The sequence below is a fragment of the Planctomycetota bacterium genome (assembly GCA_016235865.1).
In the GTDB taxonomy this organism is placed as follows: Bacteria; Planctomycetota; MHYJ01; order JACQXL01; family JACQXL01; genus JACRIK01.
The window spans coordinates 20,529-39,253 of the sequence record JACRIK010000026.1 but is presented as its reverse complement, the minus strand read 5'-3'; the positions used below and the strand labels follow the sequence as shown (position 1 = coordinate 39,253).

At 51.3% G+C, this 18,725-nt stretch carries 18 protein-coding genes; 12 read left to right on the top strand and 6 right to left on the bottom strand.

What is annotated here, in order from left to right; genetic code table 11:
* The first annotated feature begins 116 nt into the window (after positions 1–116).
* The 5 genes from HZA49_07440 (at position 117) to HZA49_07420 (ending at position 7,505) form a co-directional block, all read left to right on the top strand.
* On the top strand, positions 117–497 hold the full coding sequence (locus HZA49_07440; protein ID MBI5779272.1) for an endonuclease domain-containing protein: 381 nt from the start codon (positions 117–119) through the stop codon (positions 495–497).
* A 267-nt stretch (positions 498–764) separates the two neighbouring features.
* Complete coding sequence (locus HZA49_07435) at positions 765–1,277, top strand: sigma-70 family RNA polymerase sigma factor (GenBank protein MBI5779271.1); 513 nt, start codon at positions 765–767, stop codon at positions 1,275–1,277.
* Entirely contained in the window at positions 1,274–1,954 is a 681-nt protein-coding gene (locus tag HZA49_07430; protein MBI5779270.1) for a FecR domain-containing protein, read from the top strand. Before HZA49_07435 ends, HZA49_07430 begins: the two co-directional genes overlap by 4 nt.
* Before the next feature lie 119 nt (positions 1,955–2,073).
* Positions 2,074–6,153, top strand: coding sequence for a hypothetical protein (locus HZA49_07425; protein ID MBI5779269.1), 4,080 nt, complete (start codon positions 2,074–2,076; stop codon positions 6,151–6,153).
* Between the two features lie 137 nt (positions 6,154–6,290).
* Positions 6,291–7,505 carry a hypothetical protein gene (locus HZA49_07420; GenBank protein ID MBI5779268.1) on the top strand — a complete coding sequence of 405 codons (1,215 nt, stop codon included), beginning with the start codon at positions 6,291–6,293 and terminating at the stop codon, positions 7,503–7,505.
* A 14-nt stretch (positions 7,506–7,519) separates the two neighbouring features.
* Here the strand turns inward: HZA49_07420 and ybeY are convergent, their stop codons facing one another.
* Positions 7,520–7,948 (bottom strand): rRNA maturation RNase YbeY, encoded by a 429-nt coding sequence (gene ybeY, locus HZA49_07415; protein ID MBI5779267.1) that lies wholly within the window; start codon positions 7,946–7,948, stop codon positions 7,520–7,522.
* 107 nt (positions 7,949–8,055) lie between these two features.
* Here ybeY and HZA49_07410 point away from each other — a divergent pair, with 107 nt between their 5' ends.
* The 7 genes from HZA49_07410 (at position 8,056) to HZA49_07380 (ending at position 13,369) form a co-directional block, all read left to right on the top strand.
* Positions 8,056–8,298, top strand: a complete 243-nt coding sequence (locus HZA49_07410) for a 4Fe-4S dicluster domain-containing protein (protein MBI5779266.1) — start codon at positions 8,056–8,058, stop codon at positions 8,296–8,298.
* A gap of 17 nt (positions 8,299–8,315) precedes the next feature.
* Complete coding sequence (locus tag HZA49_07405; GenBank protein MBI5779265.1) at positions 8,316–9,416, top strand: 3-methyl-2-oxobutanoate dehydrogenase subunit VorB; 1,101 nt, start codon at positions 8,316–8,318, stop codon at positions 9,414–9,416.
* Complete coding sequence (locus HZA49_07400) at positions 9,406–10,212, top strand: 2-oxoglutarate oxidoreductase (GenBank protein ID MBI5779264.1); 807 nt, start codon at positions 9,406–9,408, stop codon at positions 10,210–10,212. The genes HZA49_07405 and HZA49_07400 overlap by 11 nt, the downstream gene beginning before the upstream one ends.
* 5 nt (positions 10,213–10,217) lie before the next feature.
* A complete protein-coding gene (locus HZA49_07395; GenBank protein ID MBI5779263.1) occupies positions 10,218–10,772 on the top strand; it encodes a 2-oxoacid:acceptor oxidoreductase family protein in 555 nt (184 codons plus the stop codon).
* Between the two features lie 38 nt (positions 10,773–10,810).
* Positions 10,811–11,917 carry a ChaN family lipoprotein gene (locus tag HZA49_07390; protein ID MBI5779262.1) on the top strand — a complete coding sequence of 369 codons (1,107 nt, stop codon included), beginning with the start codon at positions 10,811–10,813 and terminating at the stop codon, positions 11,915–11,917.
* Between the two features lie 108 nt (positions 11,918–12,025).
* Positions 12,026–12,583: a hypothetical protein gene (locus HZA49_07385; protein ID MBI5779261.1), complete on the top strand. Its 558-nt coding sequence runs from the start codon at positions 12,026–12,028 to the stop codon at positions 12,581–12,583.
* A gap of 117 nt (positions 12,584–12,700) precedes the next feature.
* Positions 12,701–13,369 (top strand): endonuclease III domain-containing protein, encoded by a 669-nt coding sequence (locus tag HZA49_07380; GenBank protein ID MBI5779260.1) that lies wholly within the window; start codon positions 12,701–12,703, stop codon positions 13,367–13,369.
* Position 13,370: 1 nt separating this feature from the next.
* Here HZA49_07380 and HZA49_07375 read toward each other — a convergent pair whose 3' ends face one another.
* The 5 genes from HZA49_07375 to HZA49_07355 all read right to left on the bottom strand — a co-directional run bounded on the left by HZA49_07375 (position 13,371) and on the right by HZA49_07355 (position 18,660).
* Complete coding sequence (locus HZA49_07375) at positions 13,371–13,814, bottom strand: helix-turn-helix domain-containing protein (GenBank protein MBI5779259.1); 444 nt, start codon at positions 13,812–13,814, stop codon at positions 13,371–13,373.
* Between the two features lie 742 nt (positions 13,815–14,556).
* Entirely contained in the window at positions 14,557–15,078 is a 522-nt protein-coding gene (locus HZA49_07370; GenBank protein MBI5779258.1) for a hypothetical protein, read from the bottom strand.
* Between the two features lie 80 nt (positions 15,079–15,158).
* Positions 15,159–16,511 carry a hypothetical protein gene (locus HZA49_07365; GenBank protein ID MBI5779257.1) on the bottom strand — a complete coding sequence of 451 codons (1,353 nt, stop codon included), beginning with the start codon at positions 16,509–16,511 and terminating at the stop codon, positions 15,159–15,161.
* A gap of 124 nt (positions 16,512–16,635) precedes the next feature.
* Positions 16,636–17,655 (bottom strand): hypothetical protein, encoded by a 1,020-nt coding sequence (locus tag HZA49_07360; protein ID MBI5779256.1) that lies wholly within the window; start codon positions 17,653–17,655, stop codon positions 16,636–16,638.
* 117 nt (positions 17,656–17,772) lie between these two features.
* Entirely contained in the window at positions 17,773–18,660 is an 888-nt protein-coding gene (locus tag HZA49_07355; GenBank protein MBI5779255.1) for a hypothetical protein, read from the bottom strand.
* Between the last annotated feature and the right edge of the window lie 65 nt (positions 18,661–18,725).

Below are 18,725 nucleotides of genomic sequence, written 5' to 3'. Positions count from 1 at the left end.
GGGGGAGTAAGAGAGTCGTAATTCCCCCTTAACAAAGGGGGACGAAGGGGGTTGTAGTCCCCTTTATTAAAAGGGGAAAAAGGGGGTTATAATCTCCCCTAACAATGGTGGTTGTTATGAAGATTTGTTACAACCCTAAGTTAAAAGCGCTCTCAAGAAAACTAAGAAGTAGCAGCACGCTTGCCGAAGTATTGCTCTGGAACGAACTAAAATCGCGCAGAATGTATGGTTATCAATTTTCAAGACAAAAACCAATAGGTAATTATATTGTGGATTTCTATTGCAGCAGTCTTAATCTGATAATCGAGATTGACGGAATAAGCCATGAAGGGAAGTTCCATATCGACATGAAGAGACAACGATTTCTGGAATCGCTCAGTTTAACAATACTGAGATTTAATGATTTGGAAATAAAGAAGGATATAAAAAATGTCTTGAGGGCGATTGGGGGATGGATTGAGAACAACCCCTTGACAACCTTTAAAGAAAAAGGGTAACAACCCCCTGCCCCCTTTACTAAAGGGGAGTATAAAGTATCCCACTTTGCTAAAGGGGAATAATCCCCCCTACTAAAGGGGAGTATAAAGTATCCCACTTTGCTAAGGGGGAATAAGCCCCCCTACTAAGGGGGAGTAGGAAACGGGAAGTAACAAGAAAATTTAAGTCCCCCTTAAAAAAGGGGGATTAAGGGGGTTGTTAAAATATTTTTCAACCCCATGCAGTTTTTTGGGTGTCTCAAACATTCATATATATAGAGAATAACAGTGAAAAATCCGGACGATGTTATCCTGATAGATAAAACGCTGGAGGGTGACGCGGGTTCTTTCAACCAACTGGTGACCAAGTACTGGCCGATGGCCTACCAGCTTTGTTACCAGTGGACCAAGAACCACGCGGAATCAGAGGATATCACCCAGGAGGCGTTTGTCAAGGTTCAGAAGTACCTGGAAAAACTGGAGGATAAAGACAAGTTCCCGGTATGGTTTTACGGCCTGGTCAGCCAGCTGATAAAAGAGCGGCACCGGGGCCGCAAGATTGTCAAGGAACAAACGATTACCATCGAGCTGGCGGACGACAAATCCGCCCAATCGGCGGATAAGTTAATGCTCCGGGACGTCCTGAATTCGCTGCCCGAGGATTTTCGGCTGGTCCTGATACTGAGATTTTATAAGGATATGACCTGCGCGGAAATCGCCAGGCATTTAAAAGAACCGGAGGGCTCGGTGACGAGCCGGCTGACCCGGGCCTACCGGGCTCTAAGGGAGAAACTAAAATGAACTGTTCAGAGATTAGAAACGAAATCGAACAAAGCATCATCGGGAAATCCACCCTGCCCGTGGAGGTGAGTGAGCACATCATGGGCTGCGCGGACTGCCACGCGTATTACGAATCGGAGCAGGCGTTCGCCCGGATGATTTCCGACGAGTTCAAGGCGCTGCCGATCCCAACGCCGCAGCTGGAGAAATTATCAGCCGGCCGCAAGCCGGCCAGATTAAACCGGCTGGTGCTGGCCCTGTCCGGCGTTGCGGCGGTCCTGCTGGCGGCCGCATCAATCTTTTATCTGTTGACCGGGCCGGCCGGCGACGCCCAAAGCTTATACGCCGCGGACGGAACCAGCATCATCGCCTCGCCGGATTCCGACCTGATCATCAATGAATCCGGCCGCCAGGTCATCCTCAAGGAAAGCGGCAAGCTACACGTCACCGTATCCAAAGACCACGGCCAGCCGTTCCAGCTGATTACCTCGGCCGGCACCATCCTGGTCCACGGGACCGAGTTCTCGGTCAGCGTCAAGGAAGAAGAGGTCGAGCCGCTTAAGATAAAGACCTCGGTATTAATATATGTAGCCAAAGGAGAAGTCCGGTTGACCACCACCATGGGCGATGCCCTGGGCAAGGACGGCGAGACGCTCTACGCCGAGGATTCCTCAGCCCCGCTGGTGTGTAAGAATTGATAAATAACAGTATTTAACGGAGTAACAACCCCCTCCGTCCCCCTTAACAAAGGGGGAATAAAAGGGGGTTGTTTAACCCTGTTGTTATTCCTGAAAACCCCGTATATAAGGAGGACTATATGAAAAAGAACCTGTCCCGCAATAATGAAAAAGGCATCATCCTGATTGTCATCCTGGGCGTCCTGACCTTACTGGTCATATTGGGCACGCTCTTTTCCATGATTACCACCTTTGAGCGGTCCGCCTCAAAGAGTTACGTGGATAATGTCCAGGCCAAGCTGGTGGCCCAGAGCGGCATCCAGGCCGCCCTCTCCACGGCCCGGGCATACCTGACGCCTGATAAGATAGACGAACTCAGGTATTACGGCGAGGACCTGAATGGAAACGGCATATTAGATGACGGAGAGGACGCCAACGGCGACGGCACCTTGCAGACCTTTGACTGCCCCCTGGACCGCGCCCCGCGCCCCTCTTTGATGAAGAACCGGATTGATGATAAGGATAAAGATGGCAAACCTCTATTTGACGCCAAAGACATGATCGAGATTAAAAAGGGTAAGAATTACCAGGTCGGCGTGTCCGGCCGGGTACCCTCCCAATACAATAAGGAGGACGACTATTTCGCCCTCAAGATAGACGACCTGTCCAGCCGGCTCTTTGTCAATATGGAAGACCACCCAAACCTCAAGACTATCCTGGAGAACCTGACCGAGGAAATACCCGGCTTGAGCCGGAATATCGGCACCAACATATACGATGAAAAGGCCGGCAAAGGGGCCTACAGCTCCATGGACGACCTTAAATCCCGGGTTAAACTAACCGATGACCAGACCAAGACACTGGAACCCTATATTTCCTTTTATTCTTGGCTCGATGAGACCGTGGTCAGCCCGACCCCGTTATCACAGCGGCTGGGACGGAACGGAGTAGCGCCAGTCTTAGGCGGCGAGATAGAATCATGGAGCGAGATGCGCATCACCGAGGCCATTACCTTCCCCACGGGAAATAAGAATGGCCGGGCGCCGGTCAATATCAATACCGCCCTGAGGCCGGTCATGGTCGCCCTGATCCGGGGACTTAAAGGATATTATCTTGAGTCGATTGACCAAAAAAACCAGAATGAGAATTACATGCGTGATAACGATTGGCCGGCAAATTCCGCATTACAGCAATTCACACAATTCTCACCGCTGACCACCTTCAGGTTAAGGGAAACAGCGGCGTTAAGCAAGGAGGCAGCCGGAATGGTCGCCGACGGAATAATACGCCGGGTAAATGACCCCAACCAGGGCCCATTTAGGAGCTGGGAACAATTTAACAGTTTCTGCGATGGCCTGATCGGCGCAACAGTATATGGACAATCAGGGACATTCACCAAAGAGCAGGCCGATGTGCTCAAGGCCAATTTCAATCCCAATACCAATCTCAACGACTTTAACCCGGATTACAACCGCCTGCTCCGGGTGGACAAGACCGACCTGACCTATTTTACCACGGAATTCACCTTCTACCCGACCGGCCATTATGAAATCACCTCCCTGGGCCGGGTGCTCAGCAAGAACAACAAGATTATGGCCCAGTCGGAAATCAAGACCGTAGTCAAACTCTTTGACATCTACCGCGAGACCACCGAGGAGCAATTCCTGGCTGATCTTTCCAGCCGGTCGAATATCATCAGCAGCGCCACTGACACCAACAATGATTTATCGCTCCAAATCCTGCCGGAAAGAATCAATCTCGCCCGTAACGCTACAGATAACTATGGCATTAACGCCGATTATGACGGCTATATCACCCTGGCCACCACCGAATTCTCCCGACAGGATATCGATAATAATCCCCTCAGATTCAGGGCCGGTTTTGATACCGGCATCAACGCCAATACCGGCGAGGAAGTAAAAGGATTCGGAATATTGCGTGACCCGCCTAAGGCCGGCGTAATAATGCCTGAAAAAGGGAAAGCAAAATTATCAGACCTGGACGGCCGCCTCTATGTTGACGGCGTATATTCGGACAGCAAGTCGGTTCCGGCATATGATTTTACACCGCGGCCACTTCCTAACAGCAACCAGCGAATACTGGTATCAATGTGGATTAAGCCGCAATTCTATCCCGAGGAAACCGGGAAGATAAGATGCTATTTTTCCTGGATGAACCCGGCTGCCAACAGCGGCAATGGCGCTCCGTTTGGCATCTACAGCATTGCCCGAACCCCAGGGGCAATAATACCTGGCGTGTGGTCCCGCAACAGTTTCCTGGCCGGCGGCTACGGCACCAACAACCCAATCCCGTTTACCGGAGCCGGCACGCCCTGCCTCAACCATGTCGAAACAGGCCACAGTTGCAACGGGTTATCCTCCGGGGCGCCCTGGAACACCAGCAAATTCCGGGCCGGAAAATGGATGCATGTTATGTGGGTAAGAAGGGTCAATGACCCGGCTTCAGGTGGTACTGGTGGTTCCGGAAGTGGCGAAGCTTCCATATATGATACCAATGTCAAATATGCCCTGGTGAACAATAAGTTATATGTATTCCCGGACGGGAGCAGTTATCAGCGCGAGGTATTTGACCTGGCGGCCTGCCCGGGCCGGGGCCAACCGATGCCGCCGCAGACACCGCCTCCGGCTCCTCCGGTTCCGCCACCGGCACCACCGGCTGCGCCACCGGCCCCACCCCCTGCGCCACCGGCTCCTCCTCCGGCGCCACCGGCTCCTCCTCCTGCGCCACCGGCTCCTCCTGCGCCACCGGCTGCACCGCCTCCGGCGCCACCGGTTGCCCCGCCTCCTGCGCCACCGGTTGCCCCGCCACCGGGTGCCCCGCCTCCTGCGCCACCAGCTCCTCCTCCGGCGCCACCGGCTCCACCGGCGCCACCAGCTGCACCGCCTCCGGCGCCACCGGCTGCACCGCCTCCGGCTACTCCGGGAACCGGTTCTGGACCCGCAAGCAACACCGGAACTACACCAGCCTGGCAAGGAACTTATGACCAGCTGTATATTAATGGAGATGCCTGGGTAGGCGGACCGTTCCAGGACCAGACTAATGGCCTGATAGGCAACTATACTTCTAACCTGAGATTAGGCGAGGCGTCGGATGCACCGAGATTAAATTGCTCGCCTGATGCCACCTTTGATGAGGTCATGATTTTTGAGTTGACACAAACGCCTGGTGGCCCTCCTGGTGGGCCTCCAGGTAATCCGGAAATCACCCCATCTGCTCCAGGTGGCGGTGGCTCAGGGAGCGGACCCGGAAGCGGTTCTGCTCCCTCATCGCCGAACCGTGAATCGGCATTTATCTTTGATGAAGGCGTAAAACTGGCCAGTTTGAAGGATACCAAGGTAACCTATATAAACAAGGAGAAAATAATCTGGGCGGCCTGCCCGCATCGTATGCCGGCGCCGCCGTCTACACCGCCGCCTCCTGGTCCGATACCGCCGCCGATGCCGCCACCGCCATCGACACCGCCGACACCCCCGGCTCCGCCTACTACACCGACTCCGCCGCCACCGCCGACTACGCCAGTACCGCCGACTACGCCATCCACGCCGCCTACGCCATCCACGCCGACTCCCCCATCTACGCCGCCACCGCCGGGAGGGGGGACACCGCCAGGAGGAATACCACCGGGAGGGGAGACACCTCCAGGAGGAATACCGCCGGGCAACGGCTCTGGTTCAGGCTCAGGAACCGGCTCTGGCTCTGGTTCAGGATCCGGTGGAAGTGGAAACGGAGAGGCACCGTCTGGACCACCGGCAGCTGTACCTCCAAACATCCAGAATATCTATACTAACGTTGGCAGGTATTACACCGGTAATGATGCCAATTTCACCTCAAGCGTGATTGACATTAACAAAATACAGGGCATCGGGACCACCGGCTCTGAAACGCCGGAACAGGTCAACGTCTTTATGGTCCACTGGACCGTATACGGCACACCCACGCCTGACGGTACTATGCCGAATGGACAGGTAAACGTTGATTTAAGCGGCAATACCTTAACCATGAACACCAATGGAGCCGCGGTTTCTCCGACCACAACCGGCGAACCGCTGAAACCCAGCAACAACCAGATGAGCTACACGCTGCAGTTTAGACCCAATATTACAGGAACCCAGGCGGCAATTGATACGATAATATTTGACGATATTACTTTCTATTATTACTCTACGCCCAAGATAGTCAGTTGGAGGTATGAGCAATAAATGCTAAGCCATCGTCTTTCTTGTCATTCCTGCGAAAGCAGGAATCCAGGAAACGGCTGTCTGGATTCCCGCCTACGCGGGAATGACATTAGAGAATGAAATATCGCGCTATAACATAACTGTAAAGGAGATATTGAATGCGATTACTCTACATAGCCCCGATTGTATTCTCGTCCCTGTTTATCTACGGCCAGACGCCGGCCAAGGAAGCCGCGATGGAACCGCCGGAAATCACCCAGGTCAAGGTGGCGCGCGACGGTACCGGAGAGCGCAAGGTTACCAGTTCCATCTCGTTCAGCGCCAAGTCCGGATTCAAGCCGGCCACGGTCCTGGATTTCCTGCTGGCCGCAATCGTCGAAGACCTTTCCGGCCAAAAGAACCTCCAGGTAGCCAAGGAGTCCGCCGAGATAAAGGACAAGAAATTCAGCGATAAGATTTCGCCCAATCTGACCCTTCCGCCCGGACGGTATTTTCTTTCCGTAACGCCCTCGATCATCCAAAAGAACAAAACCCTGGCCTTCTCCAACGAGGACAAATACCGCCTGAGCGCCAGTAAATTCGTGATGATCGGCACGGTGGCCGAACGGCTGGAATTCATGAAACAGGAATGCCAGACCGCCTCAAAATACGTGGACGAACTGGATACTATCTATAAAGAGGCAAAGAAGATTATCGACAAGAGCAAGGAAGAAAAGAAACCGCCGGCGGACGACGTTGATTTCCAGCAATGGCAGAAGAAAGCCGCCGTCAAAGTCGCGGAAATTGACCGGGAAATCGCCGTTCTGATGCGCAAACAGGGTTATATCACATTTTATACCGATTCGTTTTCGACGCTCCACAAACTTACCGGACTCCTACAGCCCCAATTGAAACAGTTCAGCGACGCGGTGATAGATGCAAACAAGAAAAAAGACGCCAATTTCACATTTACGATAAACAGCCAGGTACCCCGTCTGATATCAGATATCAGGGTATTTCTGACCAAGGAGACGCTCCTGGACCTGGATTGGTTCTACTATGCCCTGGTTGAGGACACGGTTGAAGCCTACAATGCCGCCAAGGATTCACCGGACGCGGCCAAGGACTGGCAGTCCCAGGAGTCCGTCTGCGATGATTATTGCGGCAAATCAGATATCTTTATCGCCGGATTCAAACCGACCCTGGCCGATATCTGGAAGAAACATATCGGCAAGGTGGGCGACTCGCGCAAGGTGGCCTTGGAAATCAAGGGCATCTACGGCAAGAAAATCAACGGCGACAAGACCGAAGCGCTGGACAAGAAACTGACAGAACTCCAGAAGAATATCGGGGAACTCCTCTATTCGCTCCGGGCCGACCTGAATAAGAAATAATCCGGCCGCCGTGTTCAGGGATTGGCCATCTTCAGGTATTCCGCCTGCTTCCGCTCCATCTTAATGCGTCTGGACTTGCTCAAATCATCATAACCAATCAGATGCAGTAATCCGTGGATACAATAGAGCGCGATTTCTCGGTTTAGCGGGATGCCCAACTTGCGGCTCTGGCGCGCTGCCTCCTCGACCGAAACCACCACCTCGCCCCTGACGCTATCGCGGTTATCCGCTAACGGGAATGCAATGACATCCGTAACATTGCGCATACCCAGGTATGCCCGGTTCAACCTGCGAATCTGCCGGTTGTCCACGAAGATGAAGTTGAATATCCCCGGCGGCTGGCATTCTTTCTTGAGGATATATTTAAGGATATTCTTTAAACGCGCCGGGTTTATCCGGACCGGAACCGCCGGCTGGCTGTCGTAAATATTAATCTTATGCATAGTCAATGCTATATCTTAATTCCCTGCTAATATTTCACAAGTTTTTCTTGACTTTATGGGTCCCTTACTTTAAACTGCGTCAGATATTCAACAATGTATTAGATGCCATGACTAACTTACGCGCTAAAAAAGAGGCTCGGAAAATAGAAGTATCCGTTAACAAATCACTCTGCAAATCCTGCGGCTATTGCATCGGGGCTTGTCCCAAAAAGATACTGGAACTAGCCGCCGATCTTAACGAGAGCGGTTTCCATCCGGTCCATTGCATCAAGAAGGAAGAATGCACCGGCTGCGCGCTCTGCTACCAAATCTGCCCGGAAATAGCCATTGAGGTAATTCGTGAACGATGAGCACAGAAAAATATAAAATCGGCCAGAAGATATTAATGAAGGGAAACGAAGCGCTGGCTGAAGGCGCCGTTCGGGCCGGATGCCGGTTTTTTTCCGGCTACCCGATTACCCCGCAAAACGAGATTCCGGAATATTTATCGTGGCGCCTGTTTGAAGTCGGCGGCACTTTTATCCAAGCCGAATCCGAGGTCAGCGCCATTAATATGATTTACGGGGCGGCGGCCTGCGGGACCAGGGCCATGACATCCTCCTCCAGTTGCGGAATAAGCCTGAAACAGGAAGGCATATCATACAGCGCGGCAGCCGAACTCCCGATTTTTTATGCCAATGTGGTCCGGGGCGGACCCGGGCTGGGCAATATTTCCCCCAGCCAATGCGACTATTGGCAGGCGACGCGCGGCGGCGGACACGGGGATTACCGGGTGATCGTGCTGGCCCCGAACTGCGTTAATGAAATGGGCAACTTCCCGAAACTGGCCTATGAACTGGCTGAAAAATACCGGAACCCCAGTATGATACTGGCTGACGGGTTGTTAGGCCAGATGATGGAACCCATGAAGTTTGAGTTTGAGACGGTTAATATAAATAAGCTTCCACCCAAAGATTATGTCCTGACCGGATGCAAAGGCAGGGACCGGAGGGTAATTAACACGCTTCATCTGGATGTAAATGTTCTTGAGCGCCTCAATTGGCATCTTTATAAGAAATACAAGGAAATAGAGGCCAATGAGGTCAGATTTGAAGAAAGATATACCGAAGACGCTGAAATTATTATAGTTGCCTACGGCACTTCGGCCCGGGTGGCCGTTGACGCCATTATGAAAGGCCGGCAGGAGGGACTGAAAATCGGCCTGATCCGGCCGATAACATTGTGGCCGTTCCCAAAAGAAATAGTATCCAAATATGCCAAAAAGACCGGCAAGCTTCTGGCTGTAGAAATGAATACCGGGCAGATGGTTGAAGATGTCCTGATGTTTTCCAACGGCCAGGCTGAGATTTATTTTTACGGCAGTCCCGGCGGAACAGTGCCGACCGGGGATGGAGTTCTGGCGGCCATCAAAACGGCGCTAAAAAATAAAGCCACAATAGGAGAGGTGTGCTGTTTAAATGATATTTAAGAAACCGACCAGTTTGACAAAAATCCCCATGCGTTATTGCCCGGGGTGCGGGCACGGTATTGTTCACAGATTGGTGGCCGAGGTAATCGACGAAATGGGGTTAAGGGAAAAAACAGTGGCGGTGGTGCCGGTGGGCTGCGCTGTTTTCCTGGACGAATATTTTGACTGCGATGCGCTCCAGGCCGCCCATGGCCGGGCCCCGGCCGTGGCTACGGGACTGAAACGGAGTTGCCCCGGGACAACCGTATTTACCTACCAGGGAGACGGCGATTTAGCGGCCATCGGAACGGCCGAAACCGTTCATGCGGCCGCCCGGGGCGAAAACTTCACCGTTATATTCATTAATAACGCCATCTACGGCATGACCGGCGGGCAACAGGCGCCGACTACCATGCCGGGTCAGAAAACGACCACCAACCCGACCGGCCGGGACCCTAAATTAGCCGGTTACCCGATAAAGGTTTGCGAGATGCTGGCCACCATGGACGGCCCGGCCTATATCGAAAGGGTTTCGGTGCACAACGTGGCCAATGTCCTTAAGGCAAAACGGGCCATTAAAAAGGCGTTTAAAATCCAGAATGACGGCCTGGGTTTTTCATTGGTTGAAGTAGTATCCCCCTGCCCCACCGGATGGGGACTGACTCCTTTAAAGGCGTGCGAATACATGGAGAAAACAATGATCCCGTATTATCCGCTGGGCGTGTATAAAGACATATCACAGCCAAAGACAGAGGTTTCGGCTCCTAAAGAAATCCCAGATGAAGAACCGGTAGAGAATAAAAATATAGGACTTTAGTAAAAATGAGACAAGCGCTGATTATCGCCGGGTTCGGCGGCCAGGGAGTGGTCAAGGCCGGTGTCCTGCTGGCAAACGCGGCCATGCTGGAAAATAAGTACTGCACGCACTTCCCGTCTTATGGCGCTGAAATGAGGGGCGGAACCACCAATTGCTCGGTGATTATATCGCAAGAGGAAATCGCCTCGCCGATAATCAACCAGCCGGATACGATTATCGTAATGAACGCGCCTTCGCTGACTAAATTTGAGCCGCGCCTTCGGAGCGGCGGGCTGCTAATTTATAACTCTTCGCTCATTCCCAATCCGCCGTCCCGGACCGACGTGGAAGTTATTCCGGTTCCGGCAAATGAAATAGCGGAAAAACTCGGGGCAGCGCGGTATGCCAATATGGTCATCATCGGGGCATACATCGGGCGAATGAAAGTGGTGCAAATCGGCAGTGTCAGAGATTCATTATCCGCGGTTTTCTCCAAACTAAGCGCCGAACTCGCCTCCATCAATACCGCGGCGCTTGATGAGGGGCGTAAATTTTCCGAAAGATATACTAAAAATAAATAAAACTCGTAATAGTTTAGCCTGAAAGGAGTCAGCAACGTATGTACAAGACAATATTGATATCAGGAGCCATTTTATTCGGAGGATTATATCTGTCCTGCGCCTCGGGCACACCAAAAACCAACAATTCTAATACGCCCAAGCAAAACCCCAACGCGACATCGCCGGATAAACCGCATCCGGATATACCGCCGGTGATTATGCCCCAGGAAAAAGCCAGCGCCGAACGCCAGGCGGCCATCTCCAAGGCCACCGCGACATTGATGTCATTGAAACTACCCGACCTCTACAATAAATACGTTGACCTGGCCACCATGGAAATCATGGACTATGACACCATGATAAGCCGGCTCAAAAATATCCAGGTGGTCTATGTGGCTGAATCCCATACCAACGAGGCGCATCATAAGTTACAGGGGGATATCCTGAAGTCGCTGTCGCAGAAAAACCCCAAGACCGCACTGGCCATGGAATTCCTCTACCGTTCAAAGCAGGATTCAATTGACAATTATATTGCCGGCAAGATTACCGAAGAGGAATTTGACAAAACCAACACCTTCGGTTTCAGCGAATGGTACCACTATTATTTGGCAATGATTCGCTATGCCCATGCCAATAAAATCAAACTCATCGGCCTGAACGTAGAGAAAACCATCAAGAGCAAAATGGCTGAAATGGGCTGGGATAAACTCTCGCCCGAAGAGCAGAAACTCATTGCCAGGGATGTGGACACATCCAACGCGAAACACAAGGAATTCGTGATGAAGCAATTCAGCGGAATGCTGAACGACCCGCGGACAAAAGATATGATGAAGGGCATGATAGAAAAGATGTATTTGAAGCAATGCATGTGGGACGAAACCTTTGCCGAGGCCATCGCCAATTACCTCAAATCCGTTAACGACCCGGCCGCCCAGGTCGTGGTCGTGGCCGGCTCCGGACACATAGAATATAAGTTCAATATCCCGGATCGTTCTTATAAACGTTATCCGGCGTCATTCAAAACCCTGGTGCCATTTGAGGTTGACGAAAATACACCCGTAGCGCTTTTTCAGGACGAATTATCCTCGGGCGCAGGTGATTTCGGCTATTTCTCACCCTTGAGCTCTAAGGGAGACAATTTAGGGTCACCCTTCGGCCGGAGATAATAGTACGCGTAACGGGATGTCCCAAAAGTGTCATTGCGAGCGTGGTCCCTCGCGTGTCATTGCGAGCGATAGCGCAGCAATCTCACAAACAGGATATCATTATTAACTATGAAATACTTCCTCGCCACACTCTATCTGATAGCCGGCATTGTCCTGCCATTCGTTTATATCAATGTCGTAGAGACCACCAATATCGCCCGCCGCGAGTGGATTTTACTGGTGGCGTTATTTATCTTCTGCGGCATGGCCGGAATCAACCTGCTGTTTGCAAACAAGGCCAATAAGGCGGAAGAACCGGCCCAGAAACCCAAACCATCTCCCTTCAAAACCCCGGCCCAACGCAAGATACCCCAGCCAATGGCATCTCAGGGAATGGTGGTGACTGCCCCGCGCAGCGTGAGCGGAGTCCCGATGACTTCGGGGCGCTACCAAGAGCCACCGGCCCAGAAACCCAGGGAACATGGTTCAATAACCTATCCAACCAGGGAAAAACCGGACCTAAAAGCCCTGATGGAAGACGTCAAGAACTTCATCAAACTGGAGAGTTGGCTGATGGCGCTCCAGAAGGCCAACGAAATCATCCACTTTTACCCGGACAGCCCCGAGGCAGACAAGGTCAGAGGTAATATCAATTTCCTGATACAAAAGGTCAAGGGACACGAGTAGAAAACAGCTGATAAGTAAATAAGATGATAGGTTGATAAGTGCACCCGGTCATGCCGAACTCGTTTCGGCATCTTCTTATCAACTTATTTACTTATCATCTTATCAACTTACCAAACAATGCCAACTGCCAAGACACTGAAAGAAATCTACGACAAATTACTGGCTCACTTCGGCAAACAGCACTGGTGGCCAGGTGAGACGCCATTTGAGGTGGTTATCGGCGCGATTCTCACCCAAAACACCAACTGGTCCAACGTGGAAAAGGCCATTAATAACCTGAAATCAGCCGGACTGCTTTCTGCTGAGGGTTTGCACAAATGCCCCCTGCCCCGCCTGGCCGAATTGATAAAACCCTCCGGCTATTTTAATATCAAGGCCAAGCGCCTGAAGAGTTTCATCAACTGGCTGTTTGAAAACTACGAAGGCGACCTGAACATACTCTTTGACAAAGAAACATCCACCTTAAGGGAAGCCCTGCTCAGCGTCAAGGGCATCGGCCCGGAAACGGCTGATTCTATCGTGTTATATGCCGCGGGCCAGCCCACCTTTGTCTGCGATGCCTATACCTACCGGATATGCTTAAGGCACCGGATGATATCGGAAGAGACCGGATATGACGAATTGAAAGCCCTGTTTGAGGACGCCCTGCCCCGGGACGCCAAACTATTTAATGAATATCATGCCCTGATAGTGCGATTAGGCAAGACCTATTGCAAAAAGACCAAGCCGCTGTGTGAGCAGTGTCCACTTGGCGAGTTACCGCATACTATAGAAGATGTGAGTTAAATTATATATTCAATAATCTCTTCCTGATAATCTGCCTAAGCCGTTCGTGCGAAATAGTGATGCCCCATTGTTCCTTGACCCATTTGGCAATCTTACGATAACTCCATCTTATCTTACGCTCCCGACCGTGTTTGAGCGGTTTTGACCGGTAACTGATTTCCATCATCCGGCTGATTTGTTCCGGGGTCAATTTGGAATCGTCGTCCTTTAACCCGTCAATCCGTTTTTCCATGTATTGTTTAAACCACGAATAAATAGTCCGCTTGGATTTGTTGAGTGATTTGGCAATCTGCTCCACGGTTTTATGCTGTTGGGAAGACATCCAAATCGCATTGCCGCGCAGCCGCGCCCGGTATTTATGCTGGAAAGCCATCAGCCGCATAAAATCTTCCAGTGCGATTAATTCTGATGGGCTTAGGGTTATAAAAAGGTGTTTTTTAGGCATTGATGCCCTTTCATTCAGTCGATTAGAAATCGTAATTGTCAACTTATTTTTCCACTTTCCGCCTAAAAGTCAACCTTATACGGCAAAAAACCATGCGAAATTCCCGATTGGCCTGTCCAAAAAAGGCGATTTCTGCCCCAAAAATACAGGTTAGGGGGTAGGGATACCCTATCTAATGGTGGAGTATACCACCCGCCCTGCCAGAATAGTCATTCCTCTCGGCTGGTCTGGGCATCCGATAGCGCCGGTATTATGCTTCATCAGTAGCAGTCCTAATATTCATTAATGCAGGCGATGACATTCATCAATGCAGGCGATGACATTCGTCAATGCAGGCAATGACATTCGTCAATGCAAGTGACGACATTCATCAATACAGGTAATGACATCCATCAATGCAGGTGACGACATCCATCAATGCAGGTGATGACATTCGTCAGTAATAGTCCTGACATTTATCTCCGGTAATGATGACGGCCTAAGATGCCGGTAATGAAGCCCCTTTCACAAAAATAGCATGAGTGAACCGTTCCCCGCCCCCGGCCTACCGCAGGCGGGCCTGCCCATAAGCGCCATAATTCAGTAAGATGTCCCCCGAACTCCATAATTCAGTAAGATGTCCCCCGAACTCCGAATCTTCTGGATATGTCCCCGGAACATCCGTGGACACTCCAAAAACCTTCCCCCAGCCACCGGCCGTCCACCCGCCCGGCCCGAAAAAATTAGTATAAGTCACCAGAATTTAATGTATTAAAATACTGCTATCACTAACATTATCTACTTTACCGGCCTCGTCAAAATCTACGTTCTTGTCTACGTATAAAAAGGAGAATCCTACAGAATGCCAATTGCCAATCTCTTTCGGTTGTCCTAAACTAAGTAAAACCGCTGTAGAATTCATCCCCCTACGGATTTTTCCAGCATGTATGCAATCTAAATCTTTGCGCAGGTCCGCTTCAGAAGTATGCAATACCCACCCATCAAGTAGATCCTTAAGTCCTTGCAAGCCATAGCTAAGGCTTCTGCTAATGACTACTTTATCAGATTTAATCAAACAAGCATCATTCAGACCATCATGCTTTAAATCAGGCTCACGAATTTTATACAACCAAATCTCATAATCCAATACTATCTTTTTATAATCAGGTTGACCCCGTTCCTTAATAATACTGTTAGTTGTCATTCCGGCAGTAATCGGCTTATAATACGAACAACCGATTAGCAAAATACAGAAAACAACAATTAATACTAAATATTTTATCATCTTATATACCCCCGCCCCCCAACACAAAAGGAATGTGCTGGGCAAGCCGCCCGACCCGCCCTTACTCCACCCTTCGTGTTCTACTCAGGGTAAACCGATTTACGGCAGAGGTTGAGCGACATCAGGGAATACGATGTTGCCAAAATGGGCAGGTCCTCCCACCATCTGGAGACCTCGTTGGACCAGGAGCCGTCCGGTTTCTGGATGGCCGCCAGTTTGGCCACCAGTTCATTGGCCCAGAGGTGTTGCGTATTATCAGTAGTAGTGATACTCTTTTCGCCGTAGGCGCTCAGGGCCTTGGCAAAGGTGTGATAATAATAGAACAAGCCCTGCTTGCCCAGATTGGGCGCGGCATCGGTTCTCAAGCCAGGGTTTTCTTCCAGCGTATAATTCGCCCGAATCCAGTTGTAGGCGGACTGGACCCGCGGGTCGTTCTTGTCCACATAGGCATAGATAAAACTCAACAGACCGGCATAGGTCATACTGCCGTAGGGTTTCAACATCTTCTGGCCATCCGCGGTGGTGGTTTCACCGGCCTTGCTTTCGGTCGGTGAATAGACGAATCCGCCGCTGTTGCCGGTAATGCGTCCGGTGTTATGCTCGGTGCTGTCCTGGAGTTTCATCAGGAAATCCACGGCCCGCTTATAGGTCTCGCTGTCCTTGGCCAGACCGGCCTTGTAGAGCGCGTCAACCACGTAGGAAGTGGTCGAGAGATTTGGATTAGGCGTCTTTTCCGTGCCCTTTTCCTGATAGCCCCAGCCGCCCATGTCCTTGTCGGACGATTCCGGGCCGTATTGCGATTTCTGGAGATAGGCCATGGCAATGGTAATAACCGCTTCTATCTTCTTTTGTTCGTCCTGTGACCGGGCCGGCAGGATGGCCTTGAAGGCCACGATGGCCAGCGAGGTTTTGTAGATATCAAAGGACGGGACCTTGCCGGTATCCATAATAGCGCCAGTGGCCTGGGCGTTCTTTAACAGGTAAGCCAGCGCCTTATCAATGGCGTCCTTATATTTCAGCCGGGTTGGCTCAGGCGCGTCGCCGAGGATAATCAACGCCATCGAGGTAAACGCCACGTCATCTTTATTAGCTAAATCCGGGAACGCGCCCGAAGGCAGTTGTTTGGACATCAGCCAACTCAGTCCCCGGTCAAATGCCTGCTCCAATTCCGATTTGACTACACTAACACTTTCCGTCGGTAACGGAGGCGCCACTACGGCCGTCGGCGATACCGGAGGCGGTATGGGCTGGTGAGCGCCATCAGGGCGCCATGGCGCTTCGGCGCCACTAGTTGGCGGCGTAACCTGGGCCTGGCCTTCAGCCGGCTTTTGGACATTGGCGTCCTTGGGCATAGGCGTCATAATGAACGAAAGCGCCACAATCACCCCGGCAACTACAATCAATAGGCCGACCAACAAGATATTGTTTCTCATATTATCACTCCTTGCTAAATTGTTCACCCTCTCTGTCATTCCCGCGCAGGCGGGAATCCAGAATCCTGGATACCTGCTTTCGCAGGTATGACGCATTTAGAGGTACAGTTTAAATTAAATCCGTTCAATCCCGTTGTTCAAAATACTTCTTAACAATCTCCTTATACTCCCCGGGCAGATAAGGATTATTTATGGCTTCCTCTCTGGATTTTACCACAATACCAACGCTGATTTCCACTTTTTTATCAAGATATTTTTCCGGCGCCGGGCCTGTTTGAGGCGTGGCCGAGCGCGGCTGCGGCTGATACACGGAAAATCCGTCTTCCCTGCCGGTGCCATCCTGCTGAGCGCCAGGCGAAACAGCTACACTGCCCCCAACAAGCGACTTTAACTGGGACAGCAGGGATTGCAACTTAGCTGATTCTGCAGGCGACGCTGGCGCATCTGATAATTTCCGGATAAAACCGTCTATGGTTTCCAGAACCAAGGTCTTATCCGGCCGGTTGTCTCTGATTTTCTGTATCAATGCCTCAACTTGCCGGATGATTTCCGTTATCTCCTGCGGATTTGCCTGGTTCTGCTTGATCCCGGACAGACCCTGTGAAATGGTGATGATATCTGATTCAAACACCGAAGCGGCTACGCCCCGATGGACATCGGGATTTCGCTGCGTTACAGGCGTGAACCAGATAATCAGCATCATCCCTGATAATATCAGGAACAGGTAAAAATAGCGCCGGTTATACCTGAATGCGAAATCCCGGGCCGCTTTGCCGGCCGGCCCGGTTATATCCTTTGCCAGCGCGTCCTCCACCGGATTAGGGGATGATTTGATTGAACACTCATAGGCCGTGGAGAAAAAATTATCGGAGCCGGATTTGCGGTCAACCACTAAGGCCACATCAGCCATTGAGGGCTTGTTAAACAACCCGATGGCCGCGCCGATAAGCAGACCAATCACCGGGCTCAGGAATAACAGATATGATTCGGACAGGAATGAAATGCCAAAGACCCGGGCCGCCAGGAGGAGAACCGCCGAAACAACCAACAGATAAGAACCGGCCTTGAATGAATTATCAATAATAACCAGGCGCCAGAGATGCCGGCTGATTCTTTTAAGGAAATTAAATGACTGGCTATTCATATAACTTACTGAACATTACGAAACACGCAATCTGTCATTCCGTGCTTGACACGGAATCCAGTAATTTCCAACGGCTCTGGATTCCTGCTTTCGCAGGAATGACACATTCGAGTTAATTTATTTACGGTCTTCCTGCTTTTCCTTCTTGTCCTGTTCTTCTTTGAGTTTCTTCTCTCTCTCCGTCACCTGGGCATTGACCTTCTTGAGTTCCTCCAGCTCCTTGGGATTCGGCGGCCGGATGGTCATCACAATCTTTGTGCCGGCCGACGGCAGGAGTTCCTTGTAAGGCAGGTAGAGATTACCCTGGGTGGGGATATTAAGGATTGCCGCCGGGTCGTGCCAGGCCGCGATGATATTCTTCTCGATATCAGCCAGGTATATCTTCTTGCCGGTGGGTTTGCCGGTATCGTAATCCATCTCGTCCACAAACATAGAACCGCTGAATGACCAGCCCACCAAATCCAGGGTCTTTTTGGTGCCGCTGTCAATCAGCAGGTCCTCCACACGGTAAGAGACGGCCTTGCCATCCTTTTCCCAGGCAATAAAGACCAGCACCAAGTCGCCGGTGGGTTTTGCGGCATCGCCGAAAGATTTCGGGCCGCCGCCTTCCTTAAGGCCGGCCAAAATCAAGGCCAGTTGGACATTCCAGGGCTTGCATTTAAGCACCACCAGCGATTCGTAGGCCTTGCCACCGTCTGCGCAGGCCACGAATTCCAGGGGCATGGTCGGATTGGCGATGGCGCCCTCAATCTCTATCTTCTCCACCAGGCCAGACTTGTAATAAACCTTTTCTCCCTGGGACATAGTGATTACCTGCGATTCGGGTATGGCCGGCGTTGGCGTTTCACTGCCTTTGGCATTTGCCGGCTTATCCGGCAGGTCAACCGGCTTTGCGGGCTCGCTGTTTAAAGTTAGTCCCCACAAGGCCAGCACCAGAAAAAGCGTAGCAACCACTACCGGGATTCTTATCAATGAAAGTTCCGTAGGAATAACGATGTATTTCATGTATATATAAACGAATAAAGTAGCCTGCCGGCTCACTTAATTATGGATTTTAACATATCTTCAAT

What these genes read in the sequence shown, in the direction of transcription:
- HZA49_07440 (MBI5779272.1), top strand. Translation starts at nt 117, where the DNA reads ATGAAGATTTGTTACAACCCTAAGTTAAAAGCGCTCTCAAGAAAACTA.
- HZA49_07430 (MBI5779270.1), top strand. Translation starts at nt 1,274, where the DNA reads ATGAACTGTTCAGAGATTAGAAACGAAATCGAACAAAGCATCATCGGG.
- HZA49_07425 (MBI5779269.1), top strand. Translation starts at nt 2,074, where the DNA reads ATGAAAAAGAACCTGTCCCGCAATAATGAAAAAGGCATCATCCTGATT.
- HZA49_07420 (MBI5779268.1), top strand. Translation starts at nt 6,291, where the DNA reads ATGCGATTACTCTACATAGCCCCGATTGTATTCTCGTCCCTGTTTATC.
- ybeY (MBI5779267.1), bottom strand. Translation starts at nt 7,948, where the DNA reads ATGCATAAGATTAATATTTACGACAGCCAGCCGGCGGTTCCGGTCCGG.
- HZA49_07410 (MBI5779266.1), top strand. Translation starts at nt 8,056, where the DNA reads ATGACTAACTTACGCGCTAAAAAAGAGGCTCGGAAAATAGAAGTATCC.
- HZA49_07400 (MBI5779264.1), top strand. Translation starts at nt 9,406, where the DNA reads ATGATATTTAAGAAACCGACCAGTTTGACAAAAATCCCCATGCGTTAT.
- HZA49_07395 (MBI5779263.1), top strand. Translation starts at nt 10,218, where the DNA reads ATGAGACAAGCGCTGATTATCGCCGGGTTCGGCGGCCAGGGAGTGGTC.
- HZA49_07390 (MBI5779262.1), top strand. Translation starts at nt 10,811, where the DNA reads ATGTACAAGACAATATTGATATCAGGAGCCATTTTATTCGGAGGATTA.
- HZA49_07385 (MBI5779261.1), top strand. Translation starts at nt 12,026, where the DNA reads ATGAAATACTTCCTCGCCACACTCTATCTGATAGCCGGCATTGTCCTG.
- HZA49_07380 (MBI5779260.1), top strand. Translation starts at nt 12,701, where the DNA reads ATGCCAACTGCCAAGACACTGAAAGAAATCTACGACAAATTACTGGCT.
- HZA49_07375 (MBI5779259.1), bottom strand. Translation starts at nt 13,814, where the DNA reads ATGCCTAAAAAACACCTTTTTATAACCCTAAGCCCATCAGAATTAATC.
- HZA49_07370 (MBI5779258.1), bottom strand. Translation starts at nt 15,078, where the DNA reads ATGATAAAATATTTAGTATTAATTGTTGTTTTCTGTATTTTGCTAATC.
- HZA49_07365 (MBI5779257.1), bottom strand. Translation starts at nt 16,511, where the DNA reads ATGAGAAACAATATCTTGTTGGTCGGCCTATTGATTGTAGTTGCCGGG.
- HZA49_07360 (MBI5779256.1), bottom strand. Translation starts at nt 17,655, where the DNA reads ATGAATAGCCAGTCATTTAATTTCCTTAAAAGAATCAGCCGGCATCTC.
- HZA49_07355 (MBI5779255.1), bottom strand. Translation starts at nt 18,660, where the DNA reads ATGAAATACATCGTTATTCCTACGGAACTTTCATTGATAAGAATCCCG.